The sequence below is a fragment of the Paracoccus suum genome (assembly GCF_003324675.1).
In the GTDB taxonomy this organism is placed as follows: Bacteria; Pseudomonadota; Alphaproteobacteria; order Rhodobacterales; family Rhodobacteraceae; genus Paracoccus; species Paracoccus suum.
Map to the genome: position 1 here is coordinate 3063518 of NZ_CP030918.1, position 20518 is coordinate 3084035.

General features: G+C 68.0%; 19 protein-coding genes and 1 pseudogene. 9 read left to right on the forward strand and 11 right to left on the reverse strand.

Annotated elements, in window-relative coordinates; genetic code table 11:
- Positions 1-119 precede the first annotated feature (119 nt).
- Together DRW48_RS14865 and DRW48_RS16045 are read right to left on the reverse strand one after the other, a co-directional pair.
- The gene (locus DRW48_RS14865; protein WP_114077099.1) at positions 120-560 is read right to left on the reverse strand and encodes a c-type cytochrome; all 441 of its coding nucleotides are present in this window, start codon (positions 558-560) and stop codon (positions 120-122) included.
- Positions 557-913, reverse strand: a complete 357-nt coding sequence (locus DRW48_RS16045) for a hypothetical protein (RefSeq protein WP_162784795.1) — start codon at positions 911-913, stop codon at positions 557-559. The genes DRW48_RS14865 and DRW48_RS16045 overlap by 4 nt, the downstream gene beginning before the upstream one ends.
- Before the next feature lie 399 nt (positions 914-1312).
- Here DRW48_RS16045 and DRW48_RS14875 point away from each other — a divergent pair, with 399 nt between their 5' ends.
- The 9 genes and pseudogenes from DRW48_RS14875 (at position 1313) to DRW48_RS14910 (ending at position 9413) form a co-directional block, all read left to right on the forward strand.
- Complete coding sequence (locus DRW48_RS14875) at positions 1313-1645, forward strand: four-helix bundle copper-binding protein (RefSeq protein WP_036708060.1); 333 nt, start codon at positions 1313-1315, stop codon at positions 1643-1645.
- A gap of 37 nt (positions 1646-1682) precedes the next feature.
- Complete coding sequence (gene copM / locus DRW48_RS16500; RefSeq protein ID WP_036708062.1) at positions 1683-2180, forward strand: CopM family metallochaperone; 498 nt, start codon at positions 1683-1685, stop codon at positions 2178-2180.
- A gap of 90 nt (positions 2181-2270) precedes the next feature.
- Positions 2271-2807: pseudogene (locus DRW48_RS16590) on the forward strand (cation diffusion facilitator family transporter); the annotation flags it as partial.
- A gap of 157 nt (positions 2808-2964) precedes the next feature.
- A complete protein-coding gene (locus DRW48_RS16595; RefSeq protein ID WP_462498360.1) occupies positions 2965-3252 on the forward strand; it encodes a cation transporter dimerization domain-containing protein in 288 nt (95 codons plus the stop codon).
- Between the two features lie 306 nt (positions 3253-3558).
- Complete coding sequence (locus DRW48_RS14890; protein ID WP_231565656.1) at positions 3559-5826, forward strand: heavy metal translocating P-type ATPase; 2268 nt, start codon at positions 3559-3561, stop codon at positions 5824-5826.
- A gap of 146 nt (positions 5827-5972) precedes the next feature.
- On the forward strand, positions 5973-6458 hold the full coding sequence (locus DRW48_RS14895; protein ID WP_036700224.1) for a DUF411 domain-containing protein: 486 nt from the start codon (positions 5973-5975) through the stop codon (positions 6456-6458).
- A gap of 124 nt (positions 6459-6582) precedes the next feature.
- Entirely contained in the window at positions 6583-6993 is a 411-nt protein-coding gene (locus DRW48_RS16205; RefSeq protein ID WP_036700223.1) for a hypothetical protein, read from the forward strand.
- A gap of 111 nt (positions 6994-7104) precedes the next feature.
- Positions 7105-8631, forward strand: a complete 1527-nt coding sequence (copM, locus tag DRW48_RS14905; RefSeq protein WP_114077101.1) for a CopM family metallochaperone — start codon at positions 7105-7107, stop codon at positions 8629-8631.
- A gap of 179 nt (positions 8632-8810) precedes the next feature.
- Positions 8811-9413 carry an adenylate kinase gene (locus DRW48_RS14910; protein ID WP_114077102.1) on the forward strand — a complete coding sequence of 201 codons (603 nt, stop codon included), beginning with the start codon at positions 8811-8813 and terminating at the stop codon, positions 9411-9413.
- A 290-nt stretch (positions 9414-9703) separates the two neighbouring features.
- Here DRW48_RS14910 and DRW48_RS14920 read toward each other — a convergent pair whose 3' ends face one another.
- From DRW48_RS14920 to DRW48_RS14960, 9 genes are all read right to left on the reverse strand, one after another.
- Positions 9704-9961, reverse strand: a complete 258-nt coding sequence (locus DRW48_RS14920; protein WP_114077104.1) for a hypothetical protein — start codon at positions 9959-9961, stop codon at positions 9704-9706.
- Positions 9958-10632, reverse strand: coding sequence for a YcbK family protein (locus DRW48_RS14925; protein WP_114077105.1), 675 nt, complete (start codon positions 10630-10632; stop codon positions 9958-9960). Before DRW48_RS14925 ends, DRW48_RS14920 begins: the two co-directional genes overlap by 4 nt.
- Positions 10633-10705: 73 nt before the next feature.
- Positions 10706-10993, reverse strand: coding sequence for a DUF6127 family protein (locus DRW48_RS14930; RefSeq protein WP_043130263.1), 288 nt, complete (start codon positions 10991-10993; stop codon positions 10706-10708).
- A 19-nt stretch (positions 10994-11012) separates the two neighbouring features.
- Entirely contained in the window at positions 11013-12089 is a 1077-nt protein-coding gene (locus tag DRW48_RS14935) for a DUF2793 domain-containing protein (protein WP_043130262.1), read from the reverse strand.
- Positions 12090-12100: 11 nt separating this feature from the next.
- Complete coding sequence (locus DRW48_RS14940; RefSeq protein ID WP_114077106.1) at positions 12101-16066, reverse strand: baseplate multidomain protein megatron; 3966 nt, start codon at positions 16064-16066, stop codon at positions 12101-12103.
- A 9-nt stretch (positions 16067-16075) separates the two neighbouring features.
- Positions 16076-16522, reverse strand: a complete 447-nt coding sequence (locus tag DRW48_RS14945; protein WP_043130258.1) for an NlpC/P60 family protein — start codon at positions 16520-16522, stop codon at positions 16076-16078.
- Positions 16519-17403 carry a DUF2163 domain-containing protein gene (locus DRW48_RS14950; RefSeq protein ID WP_043130256.1) on the reverse strand — a complete coding sequence of 295 codons (885 nt, stop codon included), beginning with the start codon at positions 17401-17403 and terminating at the stop codon, positions 16519-16521. The genes DRW48_RS14945 and DRW48_RS14950 overlap by 4 nt, the downstream gene beginning before the upstream one ends.
- Positions 17400-18026 carry a DUF2460 domain-containing protein gene (locus tag DRW48_RS14955; protein WP_036706580.1) on the reverse strand — a complete coding sequence of 209 codons (627 nt, stop codon included), beginning with the start codon at positions 18024-18026 and terminating at the stop codon, positions 17400-17402. The genes DRW48_RS14950 and DRW48_RS14955 overlap by 4 nt, the downstream gene beginning before the upstream one ends.
- A gap of 49 nt (positions 18027-18075) precedes the next feature.
- A complete protein-coding gene (locus tag DRW48_RS14960) occupies positions 18076-20499 on the reverse strand; it encodes a tape measure protein (RefSeq protein WP_085378399.1) in 2424 nt (807 codons plus the stop codon).
- Positions 20500-20518 lie beyond the last annotated feature (19 nt).

The following is a 20518-nucleotide window of genomic DNA, read 5'->3' on the forward strand; positions in this document are numbered from 1 at the left end:
TGGAGATGGGCGGGCAGTTCCTCGGCCTGGACGGCTACATGAACCAGCTGCCGACCTTATCGGCGGTTCCCCCGTGCGGATACGAATGCCAGTTGCCTGCGCCCGAGGGCGCCTCCCTCTCAGCGCGTTGCTGTGATCTTCTCCTGATAGCTCCGCTCGCGTTCCGGCCACGTGCTCTTGATGTAGGCGAGCACGGCCCGGACCTCGGCGTCGCTGAGGACATCGGCAAACCCGGGCATGTCGCTCTCGTATCCGCCTCCCACGATGGCGGCGGTGCCTTCCTTGACGATCCGGAACAGCATGTCGTCCGGATGATGCCATGTGTGGCCGGTGGCGTCGTGCGGGGGAGCCGGCAGGCGCCCGGAGGGCAGAGGCATTTGCCAGTCCGGCTGCCCTTCGAGCTCCGCGCCATGACATGCGGCGCACTGGGCCTCGTAAATACTGCGGCCCAGCGCCATCGTCTCGGCATTCTCGGCGTGCGCCCGCAACTCGACAAGGATCCAGGTGGCGATGAGCGCGGAGGCGGTGAGGCCGATGATGGTTGGTATCCGGAGCATCATTTGGCATGCTGGGCGAGCCAGTCCTGCAGGAACACGATCCGCGCGCGCAGTTCGTCGCCGGTGACTTTGGCAAACTGGAGGCAGAAACGGTCTGAACGCATGTCGGCAGCACCATGATCAGCGGAACACTTCGCCCTCTCGGCCGTTCCCACAGGATGCAACGGTGGACTCCCCGGACGAAAGCCGGATTCGTCTGGCAGAAGCTTGCGAGTGCACTGGCGCTTCTCGCAACTGCCATGCTCATCGCCCATGGAGCGGCGGCCGGAAGTCTGGTGCCCCACAGTCATGCCCACATCTCCGTCCACGCCGAATCTTCGCCGACCGCGACGAACGTGGCGGACCCCGTCCCGCATCACGCTCCTTCGATGGCTGTGGGGGAGGAGCCCAGCAATGACAACCATGACACGCTCGCCTGTTGCGGAGATGCGTGCCTGGCAGCGCTGATCCCCGGCCGAACGCCTGATCTGAAAGAGCCGCGCAGGAACGATCAGAAGTTTGTGATGCCGGTCTCGCTGCTCAGCGGGCTTGCCCCGGATGGGCCGCGCCGTCCCCCGCGGGACGTCCATCTGATCTGATCGTTACCCATCGAGAGCGCGTGTCGCGCCTTGCTGCCTGGCGTCGCTCGCGCCGGAGGGATGAGAAGACGGTCTGAAGACGCCAGGAAAGTCTTTTCGTGTCATCGCTGGCTGCGAGTGCCGAGCGCCACGCTTGCTGCTTCTCTTCCCGGCGCTTTCCGAAGATGGAGAATACAAATGCACCAGATGTCCCCTGAAATGCAGAGCTGCATCGACGAATGCCTGAGCTGCCACAGCACTTGCCTCAGCATGGCCATGAACCATTGTCTTGAGGCAGGTGGCCGGCATGTCGAGCCGGAGCACTTCCGGCTCATGATCGCCTGCGCCGAAATTTGCCAGACCGCGGCGAATTTCATGCTGATCGGCACCAGTCATCACAAGCATCTCTGCCGTGAGTGTGCCGAGATCTGTGAGGAATGCGCCCGGAGCTGCGAGCAGGTCGGCGACATGCAGGAATGCGTGGATGCGTGCCGCCGGTGCGCCGAGAGCTGCCGGAAAATGGCGGCCTGATCCCCACCGAAACCAGTTACATCAAAGGAGAACCCTTATGCGCAAGTTTGAACTCGCCGCCGTCGTTGCTGCCCTTCTCGCCGCGCCCGCGGCTTTCGCTCAGGAGAGCGGGACAGGCGGGCAGGCTGGCCACATGGCGGGACAGGGAGGTCCCATGCCCGACCTGTCGATCCTGCCGCAGGGCTGCCAGGACGCCATCCAGCAGTCCGGGATGCCGGGGATGATGCAGGGCATGGACATGTCCGCCATGATGGGAGGCATGGAGGGCATGGATGAGGCCCAGCAAGCCTCCATGCAGGCCATGATGGAGATGAACGGTCCGATGATGGCCACCCACACCATCGAGGATCCCGACCTCGCCTTCCACTGCGGGATGATCGCGCATCATGCGGGCGCCATCGCCATGGCAGAAGTCGAGCTGAAGTATGGCGACGATGAGGAGTCGAAAGCGATGGCTCAGAAGATCATCGACGCCCAAGGCCCGGAAATCGAGGAGATGACCGCCTGGGTCGAGGAGAACGCGGGCCAGCAGTAAGGACTCGGGCCGCCGGAGCTTGGAGCTGCGGCGGCCTCAACGACCGCGACGATGCATGATGCGCGGTCAGCAGGAGGCGAACCCATGTCGATGTCTCACGGCAGCCATACGGGCCACCTGCCCGCGAGCGGTGATCGCAAAGCGCTTGTCATCTCCGGCTGGCTCACCGGCCTTTACTTCATCGTTGAACTCGGGATCGGCATCTGGACGGGCTCAGTCGCCGTCATGTCGGATGCCTTCCACACCTTCTCGGCCGTCGGCGGCGTGCTCATCGCCTTGGTCGCCATGCGCCTGAGCGAGCGGAAGTCCAGCCCGGCGCGCACCTTCGGCTACATTCGCGCGGAGATCCTCGGCGCCCTCTTCAACGGCCTCTTTCTCGTCGGAATGGCCATTTTCGTGCTGTGGATGGGCGCGATGCGCCTCATGGAGCCGATCGAGTTGGCCACCACGCCGATGCTGATCGCGGCAGCGGGGGGCATCGCCACCGAGCTTGTCGCCCTCTGGCTCCTGTACGAGCGCCAGAAGGACAACCTGAACATGCGGGGCGCCTACTGGCACATCCTGCAGACGTTCGTCGGCAGCTTCCTCATCATCATCTCGGCCCTGGTGATCCGCTTTACCGGCTTCCTCGCCGTCGACCCGCTGCTCGGCATGGCCTTCGGACTGGTGCTGCTCTGGGCTTCCTTGGGGCATCCTGCGCGAGTCGCTGCACATCCTGCTGCAAGGCACGCCGGAGGACCTGGATCTCGAGGCTGTGATCGCGGCCATTCGGGAGCTGGAGGGCGTGACGGACGTGCATCACGTCCATGCCTGGAGCCTGACGTCCGGGCGCAACGTGTTCTCGAGCCACGTCTGCGTTCGAGACTGGCAGGATGGCGAGCGGGTGCTGAGGGAGGTGAACAACCTCCTGCGCGACCGGTTCAAGGTCTACTTCTCGACCACGCAGATCGAGGAATACTGCCTTGCCGTTGAGGAGGGAGCTGCCGAGATCGATGTTACGCGGCCGAAGGCGAAGTCCCGGCAGGCCGTGCGGGCAAGACCGGAAGAAGGGAGCGCCCAGCATGAACACTGACGCCGCGGCTTCCGCCTGGCGGCTTACTCTTGACCTTCCAACGACAGGAAGGTGCAGGACGAATGAGGACGATTCTCGGGCACTTCCCGGACGAGGTACATGATGGCCAGCAAGAGCAAAGACCAACACCCTGCCCCCCTCCACATGGAGAGCAGTTCTCGCGTCGGCGGCCATGAGCATCGCGGGCCGGGACATTCTCACGAACACGGGCATGCTCACTCGGGGCACCACGGGACGGAGCATTCGCACGCTGCGGAGGCGACTCCGACAGACAGCGTGCATCGGGTCAAGGACCCGGTCTGCGGCATGATGGTCGATCCCCATGCGACGCAGCACAAGGCCGAGCATGCGGGGCGGCCGTATTACTTCTGCTCGGCCGGATGCCGCGCGAAGTTCCTGGCCGAGCCGGACCGCTACCTCGACCCGGCCGCTGCGGCGGCAAAGGCCGAGCCCGTGCCCGAGGGGACGATCTACACCTGTCCCATGCACCCAGAGATCCGGCAGGTGGGGCCGGGATCCTGCCCGATCTGCGGCATGGGGCTGGAGCCTGTGCTGGTCAGCCTCGAGGCGGAGCCCAATCTCGAACTGATCGATATGCGGCGCCGCTTCTGGATCGGGCTGGTGCTGACGGTCCCTGTATTCATTCTGGAAATGGGCGGCCATTTCCTCGGGCTGGACCGCTACATCGATCAGCAGACCTCGAACTGGATCCAGCTGCTCTTCGCGACCCCGGTCGTCCTGTGGGCCGGGTGGCCCTTCTTCCAGCGCGGCTGGCAGTCGCTGGTCACGCGCAATCTCAACATGTTCACCCTGATCGCCATGGGCACGGGGGCGGCGTGGATCTACAGCGTCGTTGCGACGCTCGCGCCAGACATCTTCCCGGACGCCTTCCGCCAGCATGACGGGTCGGTCGCGGTTTATTTCGAAGCCGCAGCGGTCATCACCGTGCTCGTGCTGCTCGGACAGGTGCTGGAACTCCGGGCGCGGGAAAGCACCAGCGGCGCAATCCGGGCGCTGCTCGATCTCGCCCCGAAAACCGCACGGGTCATCCGTGATGACGGCACCGAAGAAGAGGTGCAGCTCGACACTGTCCATGTCGGCGACCGCCTGCGGGTGCGGCCGGGCGAGAAGGTGCCCGTGGATGGCGAGGTGCTGGAAGGCCGCAGCGCCGTCGACGAGTCGATGGTGACGGGCGAATCCATGCCGGTGACCAAGGAGGTCGGCTCGCGGGCGATCGGGGGGACCATGAACCAGTCCGGCGCGCTGGTGATCGAGGCCCGCAAGGTCGGACGCGACACCATGCTGTCGCAGATCGTCCAGCTTGTCGCAGAGGCACAGCGCAGCCGTGCCCCGATCCAGCGACTTGCCGACCAGGTGTCGGGCTGGTTCGTGCCGGCGGTGATCGTGGTCGCGGTGCTCGCCTTCATCGCCTGGTCGATCTGGGGCCCGGAGCCGCGCTTCGCCTATGCGCTGGTCGTGGCGGTTTCGGTCCTGATCATCGCCTGCCCCTGCGCGCTGGGTCTGGCGACGCCGATGTCGATCATGTTCGGCGTCGGCCGCGGCGCGCAGAATGGCGTCCTGATCAAGAACGCCGAGGCGCTCGAGCACATGGAGAAGGTCGACACGATCATCGTCGACAAGACCGGCACACTGACGGAGGGGCGTCCCGCCGTCACGGCCATCGTTCCCGCTGCCGGTCTTACCGAGGAGGAGGTGCTGCGCCTGGCCGCCAGCGTCGAGCGGGCGAGCGAGCATCCGCTGGCGCTCGCCATCGTGCGCGCGGCAGAGGAGCGGGGGATCGCGACCGCACCGGTTGCGGATTTCGACTCGCCGACCGGGAAGGGCGCCTATGGCACGGTCGAGGGCAAGCGCATTCCCCTCGGCAACGCAAACTTCCTGGCCGAAGAAGGGGTCGATGTGACGCCGCTGGCCGCGCAGGCTGACCGGCTGCGCCAAGACGGGGCGACCGCGATCTTCATGGGCGTGGACGGAGAGGTCGCCGCAATCTTCGCCATCGCCGATCCGGTCAAGCCCTCCACGCCTGAAGCGCTTGCCGCGCTGAAGGCCCAAGGCATCCGCGTGGTCATGCTCACCGGCGACAACTGGACCACAGCGAAGGCGGTCGCCCGACAGCTGGGCATCGACGAGGTCGAGGCGGAGGTCCTGCCGGACCAGAAGAGCGAGGTCGTGCAGCGGCACAAGGCGGCGGGCGAGGTGGTGGCGATGGCGGGCGACGGCGTCAACGATGCCCCTGCGCTCGCGGCCGCGGATGTCGGCATCGCCATGGGCACCGGCACCGACGTGGCGATGGAGAGCGCGGGCGTCACCCTCCTGAAGGGCGATCTCACCGGCATTGTTCGGGCGCGGCGACTGTCTCAGGCGGTGATGCGCAACATCCGCCAGAACCTTTTCTTCGCCTTCATCTACAACGCGCTCGGTATCCCGATCGCCGCGGGGGTGCTTTATCCGTTCTTCGGCATCCTGCTGTCGCCGATCATCGCGGCAGCCGCCATGGCGCTATCCTCGGTCAGCGTGATCGCGAATGCGTCTCGGCTGCGGGGCGTGAAGCTGTGATGTCCGGGTGGCATCGTGGGCCGTTCCCGCGAGCGCATCTGACAGGCGACATCATGCCGCGGGACGCCGGCGCATTCTCACCCGTTCGTGGGTCGCGCTCCGGACTAGCCGGTGAGATCATGGAGTCCACGAAGAAAGGTTTGACGATGCGGAACGATCACACCATCGGCCGGCGGGCCGTTCTCGCGGCCGCCGCCGCACTTCCGTTCCTGCTGTCGATGCCGGCGTGGGCGCGGGCCGAGGCCCTGCCGCTCGTGACCGTCACCAAGGATCCGTCCTGCGGCTGCTGCGACGGCTGGATCGCGCATATCGAAGCCGCGGGCTTTCCGGTGCGGGTCGTGGACTCGGACGACGTGTTCAGCCTCAAGGAGCGGCTCGGCGTGCCGGCCGAGCTGACCTCCTGCCATACGGCCGAGGTGGACGGCTATGTGGTGGAGGGTCATGTGCCAGCTGCCGCGATCCGCCGCCTGCTGGCCGAGCGGCCCTCCGGGACGGGACTTGCCGTTCCCGGAATGCCTGCCGGCTCGCCCGGCATGGATTTTTCCGGGGTCGAACCCGAGCCCTATGAAGTGCTCCTGTTCGGTCCGACCACCCAGACCTTCGGGCGCTACCTCGGCGCGCAGGAAATCTGAGCCAGGCGCCTCCACATGACCGTCCACCTTGCCGCCGATCCGATGCAGCTCAAGCCGCGAGCGATGGCCTTGCCCGCGTCAGCAGCGCATCGGCCCGGCTCGACACCGAGAAGGCAGGTGGCTCATGAGCGGGCGCTTCAGAGTTGCGTTCGCGGCGAGATGCGGCCGATTGCGCCAGTTCGCGATCGGCATCCTGTTGCTTGCCATCAGCTCCCTCGTTCTGCAGGGCGTAGCGCATGCCAGCCCGACCGGACACGCCCTCCACCGCGAACAGAGCGCGGCCACGGCGAGCCACTGCGGCCAACATCACCTGCCCGGCGATCACGGGGCAGAGACATCTGCAGGCTGCGAGAGTGATGACGGCGGCCAGATGCTGGCCGACTGCTGTCAGACCTGTCTGATCGCCGCCGTTCCCGTCGGGCCGCTGACGTTCGGGCCGTCCGTGAATGGTGAACTGTTCAGGGTCATGCACCGTGACCCGTGGGAACGATCCCCCGAAGGAATCCTGAGGCCGCCTCGTCTGATTGCTGCGTGACGGCCGCTCCGGCGCGACCGCCGGCAGCGCGCACTTCGAGCCCAGACGAACTTTCGGAGACCCGCGTCCGCGAATGTGACGCCGGCCCTCCGGTGCCAAGGATGAAAACCCATGAACCGAACTGCAATCGTTCTTTCCGTCAGCCTGCTGGCGGGCCTGCCGGGCGCTGCTCTCGCCCAGGCCGAACATGATACCCACCACCCGGGAACCCCGCCCGCCCAAGCGGAACAGGCTCCCGCGCCCACGTCTCCCTCGGACCGGATGCCCGGCATGCAGGGCATCCCCGAGCATGGCCAGGCCATGATGCAGGCGATGCAGCAAATGATGCAGGGGGGCATGCACGGCGGAATGGCCGCACCCGGCGCTGACGGCGCCCCAACGAGCCTTTCCAGCGCTCCCGACTTCACGCAGGCCTACGTCGCCGCGATGAATGAAATGCACGGACCGATGATGGCAGGCGTCATGGCCGATGACCCGGACGACGCCTTCGTCCGGGGCATGATCCCGCATCATCAGGGTGCGATCGACATGGCGAAGATCGTCCAACAATACGGCGACGATCCGCAGACCCGGGCATGGGCGGAGCAGATCATCGCGGCGCAGGAAGGCGAGATCGCCGAGATGCAGGCATGGCTGGAGACGAACGCTGGCGAGGCACCAACCGCCCTCGGTCAGACAGGCGGGACCGTCTACTCCGCCAACGAGGGCGGCAATTCCATCAGCGCCATCGATCTCGGCACGGGTTCGGTCGAGACCGTTGACGTCGGCGTGTCGCCGCACAATGTCGATCTGACGCCGGACGGAAATCTGCTGCTCGCGGTCGGGAGCCCTGCCGCCGATCACGCTCACGGATCGGCTGACGATGGACATGCCGACACCGATGCGGGCGGAGGGGTTCTGGTGGTGCTCGATCCGGAACGACTGTCGCAACCCGTCGCCACTCTGGAAGTCGGGGCGCATCCGGCGCATGTCGTCGCCGACGGCAACGGGCGCGCCTATGCTTCGCTTTCCGGCGGGAACGAAATTGCGGTCGTCGATCTCGCGGCGGCTTCGGTGATCGAACGCATCGCGACCGGAGCCTATCCGCACGGGCTGCGCCTCAGCCCGGATGAGAGCGAGCTCTATGTGGCCAATGTCGAGGACGGCTCGGTCTCCGTCATCGACACGCAGGACCTGACGGAAGTTGCGCGCATCCCGGTGGGCGCAGCGCCTGTACAGGTCGGGTTCACGCCGTCTGGCGATCAGGTCTACGTCTCGCTGCGCGACGAGAACCGGGTGGCCGTCATCGACACCTCGTCCCGCGAGGTGACGAACAGGATCGACGTCGGGCCGAACCCGATCCAGATGTTCGCGACCCCGGATGGAGCCTACGTCTACGTGGCCAACCAGGGCACCGACGCGGAGCCGAACGACACGGTGTCCGTGATCGACACGGCGACGGGAGAGGTCGTGAAGACGATCACCACCGGGGGTGGCGCCCATGGCGTGTCGGCATCGGCGGACGGGGCTTACGTGTTCGTAACGAACATTGCGGACGACACAGTGTCGATCATCGACGTAGAGAGCCAGGACGTCGTCAGGACGGTGCCCGTCGGCGATCGGCCGAATGGCATCGTGTACGGCGGATCGAGCCGCTAAGGAGTTCGGCGCCGGAGCGGTCTCGCTCCGGCGCCAGACTTGGAAGCATGGATATCATGTCCGCCAACACAGTCAGCGCCGGCCTGCGCGCAAGTGCAGGGCTTCTCCAAACGGTACTCGGTGCATCGGAATCACCGCCGCCATCGCCCTCGTGGCTATCCAAGAGGTGAGAAGAGACAATGAGACTGATAGTGTTCGGACCACCGGGAGCAGGGAAGGGAACGCAGGCGCAGCGCCTGGCCGAACGCCACTCGATCCCTCAGCTTTCTACAGGAGATATGCTGCGCGCTGCTGTGACCGAAGGCACCGAAACCGGGCGGCGGGTCAAGGCGATCATGGATCGCGGCGAACTCGTACCCGACGATGTGGTCAACCAGATGGTATCCGACCGGATCGATCAAGAGGATTGCCGCAAAGGGTTCATTCTCGACGGCTTTCCCCGGACAGTCGCGCAGGCGGAGTCCCTGACGGCCATGCTGGAGCGAAGGGGCGTCAGGCTTGACGCAGTGATCGAACTGAAGGTCGATCAGACCTCGCTCATCGAGCGAATGGAAAAGCGCGTCGCCGATACGCTGGCCGCTGGCGGCACGGCTCGTAGCGACGACAATCGGGATACCTTTGTCAGACGTCTCGACGCATACCGGAACAAAACGGAGCCGCTACTGGACTACTATCGCCGAAGGAATGAGCTCATTACGGTTGATGGAATGCAGGGCATCGACGACGTGGCGCGCGAGATTGAGGACGTACTGACCCGGCGATCCTCGGGATCACGACGCTGATCCTGGCGACAAGGAACGGTGAGGGACACCACCTGGCCGCTGCGTCCAGCGATCGAATCGGCATGCGGCCTGTCGCCATATCGGTGCGGATTGCAGACCGCAGGCGCTCAGGCTCTTGCTAGCTTGTCTCAAGAGAGCAGGCCCGAGCCTGCTCTCTCATCACTGCGTAGTCGCTCAGCATTTCCGCGATGATCGAGCCTTCCGGCAACGATGCCAGTTCCTCGGCGGCCCGCGCCTGAAGCTCACGGCTGTACTCCACAGCCGGCGGGCACAACGCGAGGCCGCCGTTTTCAGAACCGGCCGTTGCGCAGCCGGTCAGCAAGCTCGGCGCGATCGCGAGGACGGCGAGCGGCAGCCTCCAGCATCCGGCGTTGGACATCATTGGTCTTCTCCGTGGTTTCAAGACGCTCGGCGAGGCGGCCGGTGCGCTCGCCGGAACGCCGGAGCGCGAGCAGGAACAGAAGCACGCTGAAGCCAACGGCGCCGTAGCGCAGCGCGGCCCGCATCCATGGGCTGGCGGCAATGCCGCTCAGCAGCGCGGCGATCATCGACGCCCCCGCTTCCAGTCGTCGAGCCGCGCGTAGATGGTCACGGCGACGCCCGCGAGTGCCACGGCGATGAACACCCAGCGCAGCGTTTCGAGATAGGACACAAGCGGCAGGATGGCGGACTGGGTCTCGGCCAGGACGCTCTGCGCAACCTCGACACCCGCGGCACCCAGCGTCGCCACACCGGCCGCGCCGCCGCCCTTCATGGTGCGGCTGTCGGCCAGAACCTCGCGCGCTGGTGGCGTTTCTTCGGCGAAGGCAGTCGGCCGGACCGGGAACCGCTCGCCCCACTGCCGCGCGGGCCCAAGGTCGACATGCATGAACCCCGAGCGCGGATAGAAGCCGAAGCCGAGGAAACCGACCTCCCGCGCCACCGCCTCGAAGGCCACCGGATCGTGGTTCGCCATGGCAATGTCGAAGGCGGTGCCGTCGAGGTGTTTCGACCGGGTCGCGCCGCCGACGGCGCGGTTGTGCTCGGGGCTGCGATAGGCCGAGCGGACGATCAGCGGCTTGCCCAGCCGGTCGCGCAGCGCCTGCAGCCTGTCAAGCGCGGGTTCGTTGATCAGCAGCTTGCCGGTGCCCCGGCAGGCGATCTCGGCGGGCGAGAAGTTCGGCCAGCGCCAGGCATTCTTCGGCACGTCACGCCAATGGCGGTGGAAGGTCGTGGTCATGGGGTCCTCCAAACGAAAAAACCCGCCTCGAGGGCGGGTCATGATGGGCTGACAGATCGGAACGAGACGACGGCTACGGGCCGTTGCCGAAGATCTTGAGCTTGATGGCGATGCCCGCCAGCAGCGCCAGCACGACGCCGGTGGTGATCATGCGAACTGCAGTCTGCATCGCGGTGCGGCGCACCAGCCGGATACAGTCCACCAGCGAGCGCAGATCGCGGATGTCGAGCGCGGCCTCGTCGCCGTCGAGCCCGACATCGGCGAGCGCGCGTTTGGCGCCTTCCTCGGCCGCCCGGGTCAGGATCGCCTCGAACTCGGCGTCGGGCATGCGCACGAAGCCCTCGGATCGGGGTGGGTTCATCAGATCCTCCTTGCGCCGCTCAGCCGATCTTGCAGCCCCAGAAGGACGTGTGGTCGGCGGCGAAATACCCGTCCGCGACCCGGAAATATCCCTGCAGCTCCACGGTATCGCCCACGGTGAGCGGCACCACGGTCTGAAGCCAGATCGCGGTGGCGAGCGAGACGTGGGTGGCGGAGATTTCGCCGAGGGAGCCGCGGATTTCCGTCGTGCCATTCAGGACGAGCCGTCCGCGCATGCGGGCCGTCGCGCTGGCGTTGATCTTGTAGAGCAGCGTCGCGCCGAAGAGGTAGGTGCCGTCCACGGGGGCGACGAAGTGGTTGTTCGCGGCGTCGAACGCGCCCTGGTCGTTGTAGTCGGTGTTGTTGAGGCCGATCTTCGTCCAGGTTCCGACGCCGACATAGTTGTCGTAGTTCGTGTACGCCTTGAAGCGGGGCAGCCGGGGCTGATCGACGATGCCGGTGGCGTTGTCGACGCTGAGCCCGTCGAAGAAGGTGCTGCCGTCGGCCGAGACTGCGAGGCGGAAGCGGTCGGAACCGAACAGCCCAACCAGCGCCTTGGTCACGAAGTCGGTCTGCAGGGTCAGCCCGAGATCGTCACCCGCAGCCTCCTTGTTCATGGTGTAAAACAGATCGCCGGTGCCACCCTCGGCGACGGTCTTCGCCGTCCAGAGTGCGGCGTTAAGCTTGGCCGAGAACGGGTTCGACCCATCCGCCGTGGTGCCGAGCCCCAGCAGCGCAAGATTCTGCAGCGCGTTTGGCGTGGTGCCGACCCAGCCAGCGCCGTCGTAGACCAGCAGCAGGCCCTCGTCCTCGACCCACGCCCGCCAGCCGGTGCGCGGCGGCAGGTGCAGCCAGGCGCCATCGGTCCAGAGCGCGACGTTCAGGTCCCAGCCGGCCCAATCGCCCGTCGCGCCCGAGGCGACGATGTAGCGGTCGCCATCGGTGGGGCTTCCGGGCGGACTGGTCAGGTCCCGATCGAGGGTCGAGAGCTGGACGAGCCCGTCGAGGATCCTCAGCGCCTCGTTGTGGGTGACATGCTTCTGGGCCTGCGCCGCGAGGATGTAGGGCAGCAGGAGATGGATCGTGGCGTCGGACATGGGAAAGGCCTTCAGAACAAGAGCGTGGCGGTCTTGGGCGCGCCCCGCCCGACGAGGGCGGAGAGCTGGTAGATGCGAATGTCGAGCGTGTCGCCGGGGTCGAGCGGACCGCCCCAATCGGCGGTCTGCTGGGCGGCCGTGTAGACCGCGCTGGTCGTGGTCGCGCTCAGCACCCGCTTCACAGCAAAGCCGTCGAGGATCTCGATCTCATAGGCTTCCAGTTCCTCGGCCAGCGGCACCTCGAGCCCGCCCCAACTGTCGGCTGCGAGCGCGCGGGACCGGCGTGTCCAGCGGATGGTCAGGTCGCCGGGCGCGCGAGGCCTGCGCCACGGCTGCTCGACATGCGCGACCGAGAACGGCCGCAGCCCCACGCCCTCAGGCGTGAAGGTCTGCCCCACATAGGTCTCGTCGCTGATCGGGCGGCTCGCCGGGCCGATACGCCAGTTCCACGGAATGCCGAGATCGGCCTCGGCGATCGGCAGGGACGCCAGCGCAGTGTCCAGCACGACGACCCGCACGCCTGCCGGAGCCGGATTGCCCATTGCACCCTCGGTGCCGCGCTGCCCCCGCAGCAAGCGGGTCAGCCGATACCGGCCGGGCGCCAGAAGCTCCGCGGCGCTCGCCTGCACGATTTCCCAGACGCCGGGCGCACTCTCGATCGCGAGCGCGTTCGCCCCGCCGAACAGGGTCAGGTCGGTGACGCTCTCCAGCGTGCCGGTCAACAGGTCGACGACCAGCGCATTGCCGAGGTCGAAGCGCGACGTCGGTCCCGCGAAGAAGTCGGAGACCAGCGTGCCGAGCCGAGCCCGCGTTCCGAAGGTGGTCAGCAACTCGAAGCCATCGGTCGAGGGACTGCGGAACACCGCCATCTCCCCGGGCCACGGAACCGCGTGCGCCGCCGCAAATGGCCGATGTGCCGGTTGGTCCTCGGTCAGCTGCGGCAGATCCATCAGCACTGCATCCGGCGCGCCGAACACGACCGCGCGGGTCAGCGAGGCTGCGCGGGGATCGCCGGGCGGCAGGTCGTAGGTCGCGCGATCCTGGCGGACCGCCTCGATCCCGCGCGCCTCGGCGTCAGCGATGGAGACGAGCCGCAGATCGACCAGCCGCCCGTCATGGGCGAGCCGGATCGCGTCGGCCGGATCGAGCGCGAGGCGCGAGGGCGGCAGACGGAACGCCGCCGTCTCGCGCCCCACCCACGCCTCCATCAGCGCGCGGCGGCAGCGCCGCTCGGCCTCCTCGGGTGGCACCGCCATGGGGAAGGACTCGGAGGCGATCCGGGTCGTGTCCACGGTGATGCGCCGCGCCTCGACGAGGGCCGCGTCGTAATCCTCGTCGGCGCGCGCGACCTGCCACTTCAGCGCCTGCGGCAGTTCGGTCTCCTGGCCGCGCGTCAGTTCCAGCACGTCGCCCTCGCGGGCCGCCACCAGCTCGTCGGGCGCGAGGGTGGCGACGGAGGCCCGGCCGCGCATGACGAAGCGGATCACGCCCTCGGTCTCGACAGCGTCGAAGCCGAAATGCCGCGACAGCGTGGTGATCGAGGCGCGCGGGCTTTCCAGGGCGGTGATGGCGTAGCCTTCGACCGCGCCCCAGAGCCCGGTGACGTCGACCCTCGCCTCGGGCAGCCCGGCGCGCAGGCAGAGGTGGCGGACGAGGGCCGCGAGCGACACCGCACCAAGCCGCCGGGTCAGCCAGTGGCCCAGCCGCCAGTTCGCGCCGTCCGTCCAGACGTCGGTCAGCGCCGGAAAGAACGGGTACGGCCGCGCGTCCCAGGTCCAGGCGGCGCATTCGGGGACGTGTACCATTCGGCCGCCGTAGACCGAGGACAGCGGGTTGTTCGCGGCATCGCCCCACCAGAGACACGTCGCCTCGAGATAGGCGCGCTGGATCGCGTCGTCGCGCCAGCCCCGCGAGAAATGCGGCGTGAAGCTCTCGGACGACTTCGGGTCGAAGAAGACGTTCGGCTGGTTGGTGCCCCGGTCGATGGCGGGACAGCCGAGCTCGGTGAACCAGATGGGCTTGGACTGCGGCGCCCACGCCGTCGCCGTCCCGCTCTCTACGCCACCGGGGCGGTTGTAGTGCGCGTTCGACCACCAGGCGCGCAGATCCTTGTAGCGGAAGACCCACGGCTTGCTGGCCGCGCCGTCGGCGATCGGAGTGCGCACCTGCGCGGATCTGTCGACCGCGCTGGCATAGAACCAGTCGAAGCCTTCTCCGCCCGCGATGTTCCCCTGCAGGTAGGCGCGGTCGTAGATTGCGGGCCAGCCTTCTGCCGCGTCCGCATGCTCGAACCCGTCGCGCCAGTCCGAGAGCGGCATGTAGTTGTCGATCCCGACGAAATCGATCTCCGGATCGGCCCACAGCGGATCGAGGTGGAAGAACACGTCGCCGCTGCCGTCGCCCGGCTGGTGCCCGAAGTATTCCGACCAGTCGGCGGCATAGCCGATCTTCGTCCCCGACCCGAGGATCGAGCGAACATCCGCGAGCAGATCCCGATAGGCCTGCACGGCGGGATAAGTGCTGGCGCCCGAGCGGATTGTCGTCAGCCCCGGCATCTCGGTGCCGATCAGGAAGGCATCGACCCCGCCCGCCGCGGCACAGAGATGGGCGTAGTGCAGCACCATCCGGCGCAGACCCCAGTCGCCGGATGGTCCGGTCCACGATACCGACTGACCCGAGACGCTGAAGCTGGCGGGGGTGGCCGCGCCGAACAGCGCCGCGACCTGGCTTGCCGCCGTGGCGGTCTTGTCCACGGTCCCGGCGTAGCCCGCCGCGGGCGAACAGGTGATCCGGCCGCGCCAGGGGAAGGCAGGCTGGCCCGTCTCCGCGGCGTTGTCGGAATACGGGTTCGGCAGCGTATTGCCGGGCGGCACGTCCATCAGGATGAAGGGATAGAAGGTGACCCGAAGCCCGCGCGCCTTCATCTCCTGGATCGCCTGTACGACGGCGAAGTCGGACGGCGTGCCGCCATAGACGGGACGGTCCTGGTCGTCGCGGCTGACGAGGAAAGCATCGGCGCGGCTGACGCCGTTCACCGACCAAGTGGCAGGCGTGGTCGACTTGGCCGACACCTCGACGCCCGGCCGCACCTTGCAGGATCCCGCGCGCAGATCATCGCCGAACCACGCCACCACGAGGCTGACGCTCTCGACCGCAGGCGCCATCGCCTGCAGCCGGTCGAGCGCCTCCACCATGTCCGTGGAGTCGGCCAGCGCGTTCAGGTTCTCGGGCACCGTCGCGCCGCCGCTACCCTTGCGAATGGCGTCGGTGGCATAGGTGAACTCGCCCGAGGCCGGGATCAGGGTGACGGCGCGGGTCAGCCCCTCGGCGGTGTCGGGATCGGCGAGCGGGCGGAAGACCTCGAAGGACAGCTGCGGCAGCCGGTTGCCATAGGTCGAGAGCGCTAGTTCCTCGAAGACCACATAGGCCGTGCCGCGATAGGCCGGCGTGCTGGCCGCGCCCATCTTCGCCGCGATGAACGGGTCCGCAGTCTGCGTCTCGTCGCCGGGATACCAGCGCCAGGTGACGCCGGAGAGGTCCATCGGCTTGCCGTCGGCCCAGATGCGGCCGATGCCGGTGATCGGGCCCTCGCAGAGCGCCACGGCGAAGCTGGCGTAGTACAGATACTCGGTCGTCTTGACCTTGCCGCCCCCGCCACCCTTGCCGCCGCCCTGCGTTGTGGTCTTCGTCTCCTCGCGGAAATCGGTCGCCCAGATGATGTTGCCGCCCATGCGCATCCGGCCATAGAGCCGCGGAATCACCGCGCCCTCGGTGGCCGAGGTGATGCGCAGCGTGTCGAGCCGCGCACCCTCGATGCGTTGCGTCGGCGCCAGCGACGAGATGATCCAGCTGTCGACGACCGAGCCGATGCTCGAGCCGATGAAGCCGCCGATGGTGGCGGCGCTGACGCCGAGGATCGCGCCGCCGATGCTGCCGCCAATGGCGGCGCCGGCTGCGCCGAGGACAAGCGTGGCCATGTCGGGGTCTCAGCGTTGCGGGAACAGGAAGGCGAAGGCGATGCGCCGCCGCCATGACGGGGTGAGCGGCTCCTCGATCACGCCGAGCCGTTCATAGGCGTGAAGGAAGGTGTCGGGCCCGGTGAGGATCCCGACATGCTTCGCGATGGCACGCGGCTTCATGCGGAAGAGGACCAGCGTTCCGGGACCGGCCTCCGCCGGGTCCACCTCGATCATCATGCGCCGCGCGCCCTCGGCCAGCACCTCGCGCGGACCGGTCTCGCCCCAGTCGCGGCTGTAGGCAGGGATCGGGAACGGCTCGGGGCCGACGACCTCGCGCCAGACGCCCCGCGCCAGCCCGAGGCAATCGCAGCCGACTCCGCGCAAGCTGGCCTGGTCGTGGTAGGGTGTGCCCAGCCAGGAGCGTGCGATGGTGATGACGCGCGCGGGGTCGGCTGATGCGAGAGGTTGCGTCACAGCACGCCTCCCTCGTGTCCGCCATCCTTGGTGGCATAGCGCAGCACGGCGTCCTGGCCGGGGATGTGCGGGAAGCCGCGGAAGTTGGGGGTGTTCGCGAACTTGGCGCCGCAGGTCTCCATGCGCTTGTCGCAGCCCGCACGGATGGTGAAGCCGTCGTCCTCGGCGATGGACCGCACCGGCGCCTCCAGCAGGGTCAGGATCGCCACGCCGTCGGTCACCTCATGGCCCAGCACCTCGGTGCGCCGCCCCGCGTTCGCACCGTTCGTCCAGTCCAGCGTGCCGAAGGTGAACCAGCCGGAGGCGAACCCGCCGAGCCCCGAGGCGGTGAAGGCCCGGTCGCGCAGCAGATCGATGACGCTACCAGTGCCCTTGAAGGCGGGATCCTCCAGATCGACCTCGCAGCGCGCATCTCCGAGCGCGGCGTCGCAGCTCGCCTGGAAGGTCCGCCCGACCGTCTGGCCCAGCACATGGGCGAGCGATCGGACCTCCGCGACGAAGGCCAGCCGGCCGCGCCGGATCTGGCCGATGGCCCCGCGGCGCATCAGCACGCGCTGGCTGGTGTCGGCCCAGTTCGCCCGCCAGACCTCGACCTCGGCGTTGTCCCAGCGGCCGTCGAGGATGTCGGTCTCGGTGATCCGGTCGGAGGTCAGCACGCCCTCGGCGTCCTGCGCATCGACCGACAGGTCCGAGCCCGAGCGGACCTCGGAGGCCGTCAATCCGCTCTCGGGCTCGAAACCGGTCCCATCGAAGGCGAGCGTCCGGTCGTGGTCGGTGAAGCCGAAGGTGACGGCGTCGGCGCGGCTGATGCGCCAGCACCAGGCGAGCGTCGTCGTGCCGTCGTCGAGATGGGCCTGCAGTGAGGGGTCGAGGGTCTTCATCGGCGCAGTTCCAGCAGCGGAATGGAGGTGATCGAGCCGAGCCGCTCGAGGTCGAGCGTTACATCAAGCGCATCGGTGTCGAAGCGGACCGGCACGTCGAAGGCGAAGCCCGCGGTGATGGCGACGCCCTCGGCTGGCGCAGTGGCGAAGGTCACCACGCCGGTGGTCGTGTCGACGGACCAGCCGCCGAGCTGCTCTGCGCCATCGAGGGCGATCCGGACCGTGCCGGCGACCGGCTTGGTGATCGCACGCACCCATGTCTGACTGCCTGAGGCGTAGCGCTTCACCAGCTGGAACGCAGTGGTGATGCCGTCGCCGGTGCCGATCGCCTGGTCCGTCGGCCCCGGCGTGGCGGACGGCAGGCAGGATTTGTGATCTGCCCAGTCCTTGAAGCGGAAGCCATGAAGCCGCCCGTTGCGGGCTTCGAAGAAGGCGACGACCGCCGCCAGATCGTCAGCACGGCGGATGCCGTAGGCGACATCGTAGCGTCGGCGGGAGTTCGCCCAGCTGGCGTTGCGCTCCTCGTCGCCCGAGGCCAGCTCGACGATTTGGGTGCGCCGCTCCGGTCCGCCGCGCGCACCGCGGCTGATGTCATCCGGAAACCGGACCTCGTGAAACGCCATCAATCCTCTCCGAGATACGTGCCGCGCAGTCCTGTCTGCGGCGTCGGGCTCACATGCCCCTTCGCCCGAGCGAAACTGCGCGGGCGATATCGGCCGCGATCTGTGTGCGGGATTGGCGGAAGCTCTCGGCATCCCGCGCGTTGATCGTGACATTGACCGTAGGCGCGCTTGCGCCGCCGTAACCGGCGGCCTCACGACGGGAGAGCACGCGCTCGCCGCGCTGCAGGATTGCCGGAACCTCGTCGGGCCTGAGGCCTGCCCAACCGCCATTGTGCATGCGCGGCGCCCCGGCGAAGGCCAGCGTCGGGACCATGCGGCCGGGGCCCGGTGCGCCGACCACCCCGCCGGCATGCAGGACGTCGGCAAAAATGCCCTCAGCGCCGCCGAGCGCGCCGGAGAGCGCATTGGCGATCGGTCCGAGGATGAAGCGCCGCGCCGCGAGCTTCGCCAGATCGGCGATCAGCGAGGTGACAAGGTCGCGGAAGCTCAGCTTGCCGGTCTTCACGAACTCGCCGATGGCGTTCTCGGCGCCCTGAAATGCTCCGACCAGCGCAGTGCCGATATCGCCGCCGATGTCGCGCGCCTTGGCGGCGTAATCGGCAAGCGTGGCGCTGACGGCGGCCCAGCCGGTGACGGCCGTTTCCGCCCCCGCAGCCGCTTCCGCCCCGGCCTGGCGCCCGGCGGCGCCGGCGCGACCCGCGGCACCGGTGGCGCCGTCCAACGCATGGCCCAACTCGAGGGCGCCGCCCGCCGCATCATCGAGCGCACCCCCGGCATCATCGTCAACGCCGGTCACCGCATCCTTCAGCGCCTGCCAGCTGGCCATCGGCCGCGACGCGGCATCGGCCAGCATGCCGGCCGCTTCGCGGTAGCCCTCGGCACGTCCGCGCGCGGCCTCGGCCATGGCCCCCAGGCCGGTGTCGGGAGCGGTGACATAGGTCTTGCCCATGGCGGCGTTGAAGGCATCGGCCGCAGCGGTGCCGGCCGCCGTCGCAGCCCCCTCGAAGGGATTCGCGACCCGCCCCAGCGCCACCGGGTCGAGCGTGCCGATCCGCACCCCGCCGTCGCCGACCGCCCAGTCGGGCAGCAGCTCCAACGCGGCATTGAGCCCGCCGATGAAACTGTTGATCCGGGTGACGACGCCGTTCAGCATCGCCTCGACCCCGGAGATCAACCCGTTCGCGGCCTGGAAGGCGAAGTCGCCGATGGCGCCGGGCAGGCTCCCCCAGATCGCCACCGCGCCGTCATAGGCGCCCTGAAACACCGCGATGGTGCGGTCACCGAAACTGACCACCCCGGTCAAGGTGTCGTCGAGCAGGGTGAAGATCGTCGCCTTCAGCCCCTCCCAGGCGGCGCTGATGCTAGCCATCACCGCGTCGAGTCGCAGCCCCATGCGGTTCCATGCCTCCGCCGCCAGATCGGCGACGAGGCGGAAGGCCTCGCCCAGCCCGCCGACCTTCTGCACGACAGTCATCAGCTGGTAGATCAGTTCGCCCGCGAGCACGATCAGGGCGCCGATGCCGGTGCGCACGATGGCGCCGCGCAGCACGGTCAATGCGCCGGAAAGCGTCAGCGTGGCTACACGGGCAGCGAGGAAAGCCGCGACCCAGCGCCCGGCCATGAAGCCGGCGAAGGCGATGCCGATGGCGGCGAGGCGTTCCATGTTGTCGGCGACCGCGATCAGCGCCGTGGCGACCAGCGACGAGGCCCCGAACACCTGATCCCACGTCCCGACCAGCAGCATCGCGGCGTTGCCGATCAGGGTGAAGGCGTCGCCGATGGTGGCGGGCATACCATCGGCTTCCTCGCGCAGCCGCTCGAGATTGCCGATCAGGGCGGTCTGGATCACCGCGCCGGTGATGCGGCCCTCGGCGCCCGCCTGGCGCAACCCGGTGACGGTGGTGCCGAGGTCCGCCGCGAGCAGCTGCGCGACGCGGCCACCCTGCGCGATCACGGTGTTGAGGTTGTCGCCCGAAAGCTGCCCCAAAGCCATGGCGCGGGCCAGCGCGGTCTGCACCGAGACGGCACGCTCGCCCTTGGCGCCCGAGACCACCATGGCGTTGTTCAGCGCCTCGGTGAAATCGAGGCTCTCGCGGGTGGAAAGGCCGAGTTCGCGCAGTGCGGTGGCGTTGGCCAGCCAGGACTCGGTCGTCTGCTCGATCCCGGAATAGGTCCGCCGCGCCATGGCGGCGAGGCGCTCCATCACCGCCGCCCCGCGCTCCTGCGAGCCGGTGGCGAGATCGACACGCGAGCGCAGATCGGTCCAGCTGTCGGCATAGGCCACGATCTGCCGAACCGACAGTGCCCCGGCGACGATCCCTGCCAGGCGGCGCAGCACCGCGCCGGTGACGTCGGCCTGCCGCTCGATGCGCCTGAAGCTCGCCTCGCCGGCATCGCCCACGCCCTGGAACTCGGCCTTCACCTGCCTTCCGCCCTCGGCGACGAGGCGGACGGAGACCTTCTTCTGAGCCATGGATCAGTGTTCCTGACGA

Bases quoted from the DNA above. Each gene is read 5' to 3' on its own strand.
- DRW48_RS14875 (WP_036708060.1), top strand. From the start codon at position 1,313: ATGCACCAGATGTCCCCTGAAATGCAGAGCTGCATCGACGAATGCCTG.
- DRW48_RS14910 (WP_114077102.1), top strand. From the start codon at position 8,811: ATGAGACTGATAGTGTTCGGACCACCGGGAGCAGGGAAGGGAACGCAG.
- DRW48_RS16205 (WP_036700223.1), top strand. From the start codon at position 6,583: ATGAGCGGGCGCTTCAGAGTTGCGTTCGCGGCGAGATGCGGCCGATTG.
- DRW48_RS14940 (WP_114077106.1), bottom strand. From the start codon at position 16,066: ATGGCCACGCTTGTCCTCGGCGCAGCCGGCGCCGCCATTGGCGGCAGC.
- copM (WP_036708062.1), top strand. From the start codon at position 1,683: ATGCGCAAGTTTGAACTCGCCGCCGTCGTTGCTGCCCTTCTCGCCGCG.
- DRW48_RS14920 (WP_114077104.1), bottom strand. From the start codon at position 9,961: ATGATCGCCGCGCTGCTGAGCGGCATTGCCGCCAGCCCATGGATGCGG.
- DRW48_RS14890 (WP_231565656.1), top strand. From the start codon at position 3,559: ATGATGGTCGATCCCCATGCGACGCAGCACAAGGCCGAGCATGCGGGG.
- DRW48_RS14895 (WP_036700224.1), top strand. From the start codon at position 5,973: ATGCGGAACGATCACACCATCGGCCGGCGGGCCGTTCTCGCGGCCGCC.
- DRW48_RS16045 (WP_162784795.1), bottom strand. From the start codon at position 913: ATGCGGGACGGGGTCCGCCACGTTCGTCGCGGTCGGCGAAGATTCGGC.
- DRW48_RS14950 (WP_043130256.1), bottom strand. From the start codon at position 17,403: ATGAAGACCCTCGACCCCTCACTGCAGGCCCATCTCGACGACGGCACG.
- DRW48_RS14930 (WP_043130263.1), bottom strand. From the start codon at position 10,993: ATGAACCCACCCCGATCCGAGGGCTTCGTGCGCATGCCCGACGCCGAG.
- copM (WP_114077101.1), top strand. From the start codon at position 7,105: ATGAACCGAACTGCAATCGTTCTTTCCGTCAGCCTGCTGGCGGGCCTG.
- DRW48_RS14865 (WP_114077099.1), bottom strand. From the start codon at position 560: ATGATGCTCCGGATACCAACCATCATCGGCCTCACCGCCTCCGCGCTC.
- DRW48_RS14955 (WP_036706580.1), bottom strand. From the start codon at position 18,026: ATGGCGTTTCACGAGGTCCGGTTTCCGGATGACATCAGCCGCGGTGCG.
- DRW48_RS14935 (WP_043130262.1), bottom strand. From the start codon at position 12,089: ATGTCCGACGCCACGATCCATCTCCTGCTGCCCTACATCCTCGCGGCG.
- DRW48_RS14960 (WP_085378399.1), bottom strand. From the start codon at position 20,499: ATGGCTCAGAAGAAGGTCTCCGTCCGCCTCGTCGCCGAGGGCGGAAGG.
- DRW48_RS14925 (WP_114077105.1), bottom strand. From the start codon at position 10,632: ATGACCACGACCTTCCACCGCCATTGGCGTGACGTGCCGAAGAATGCC.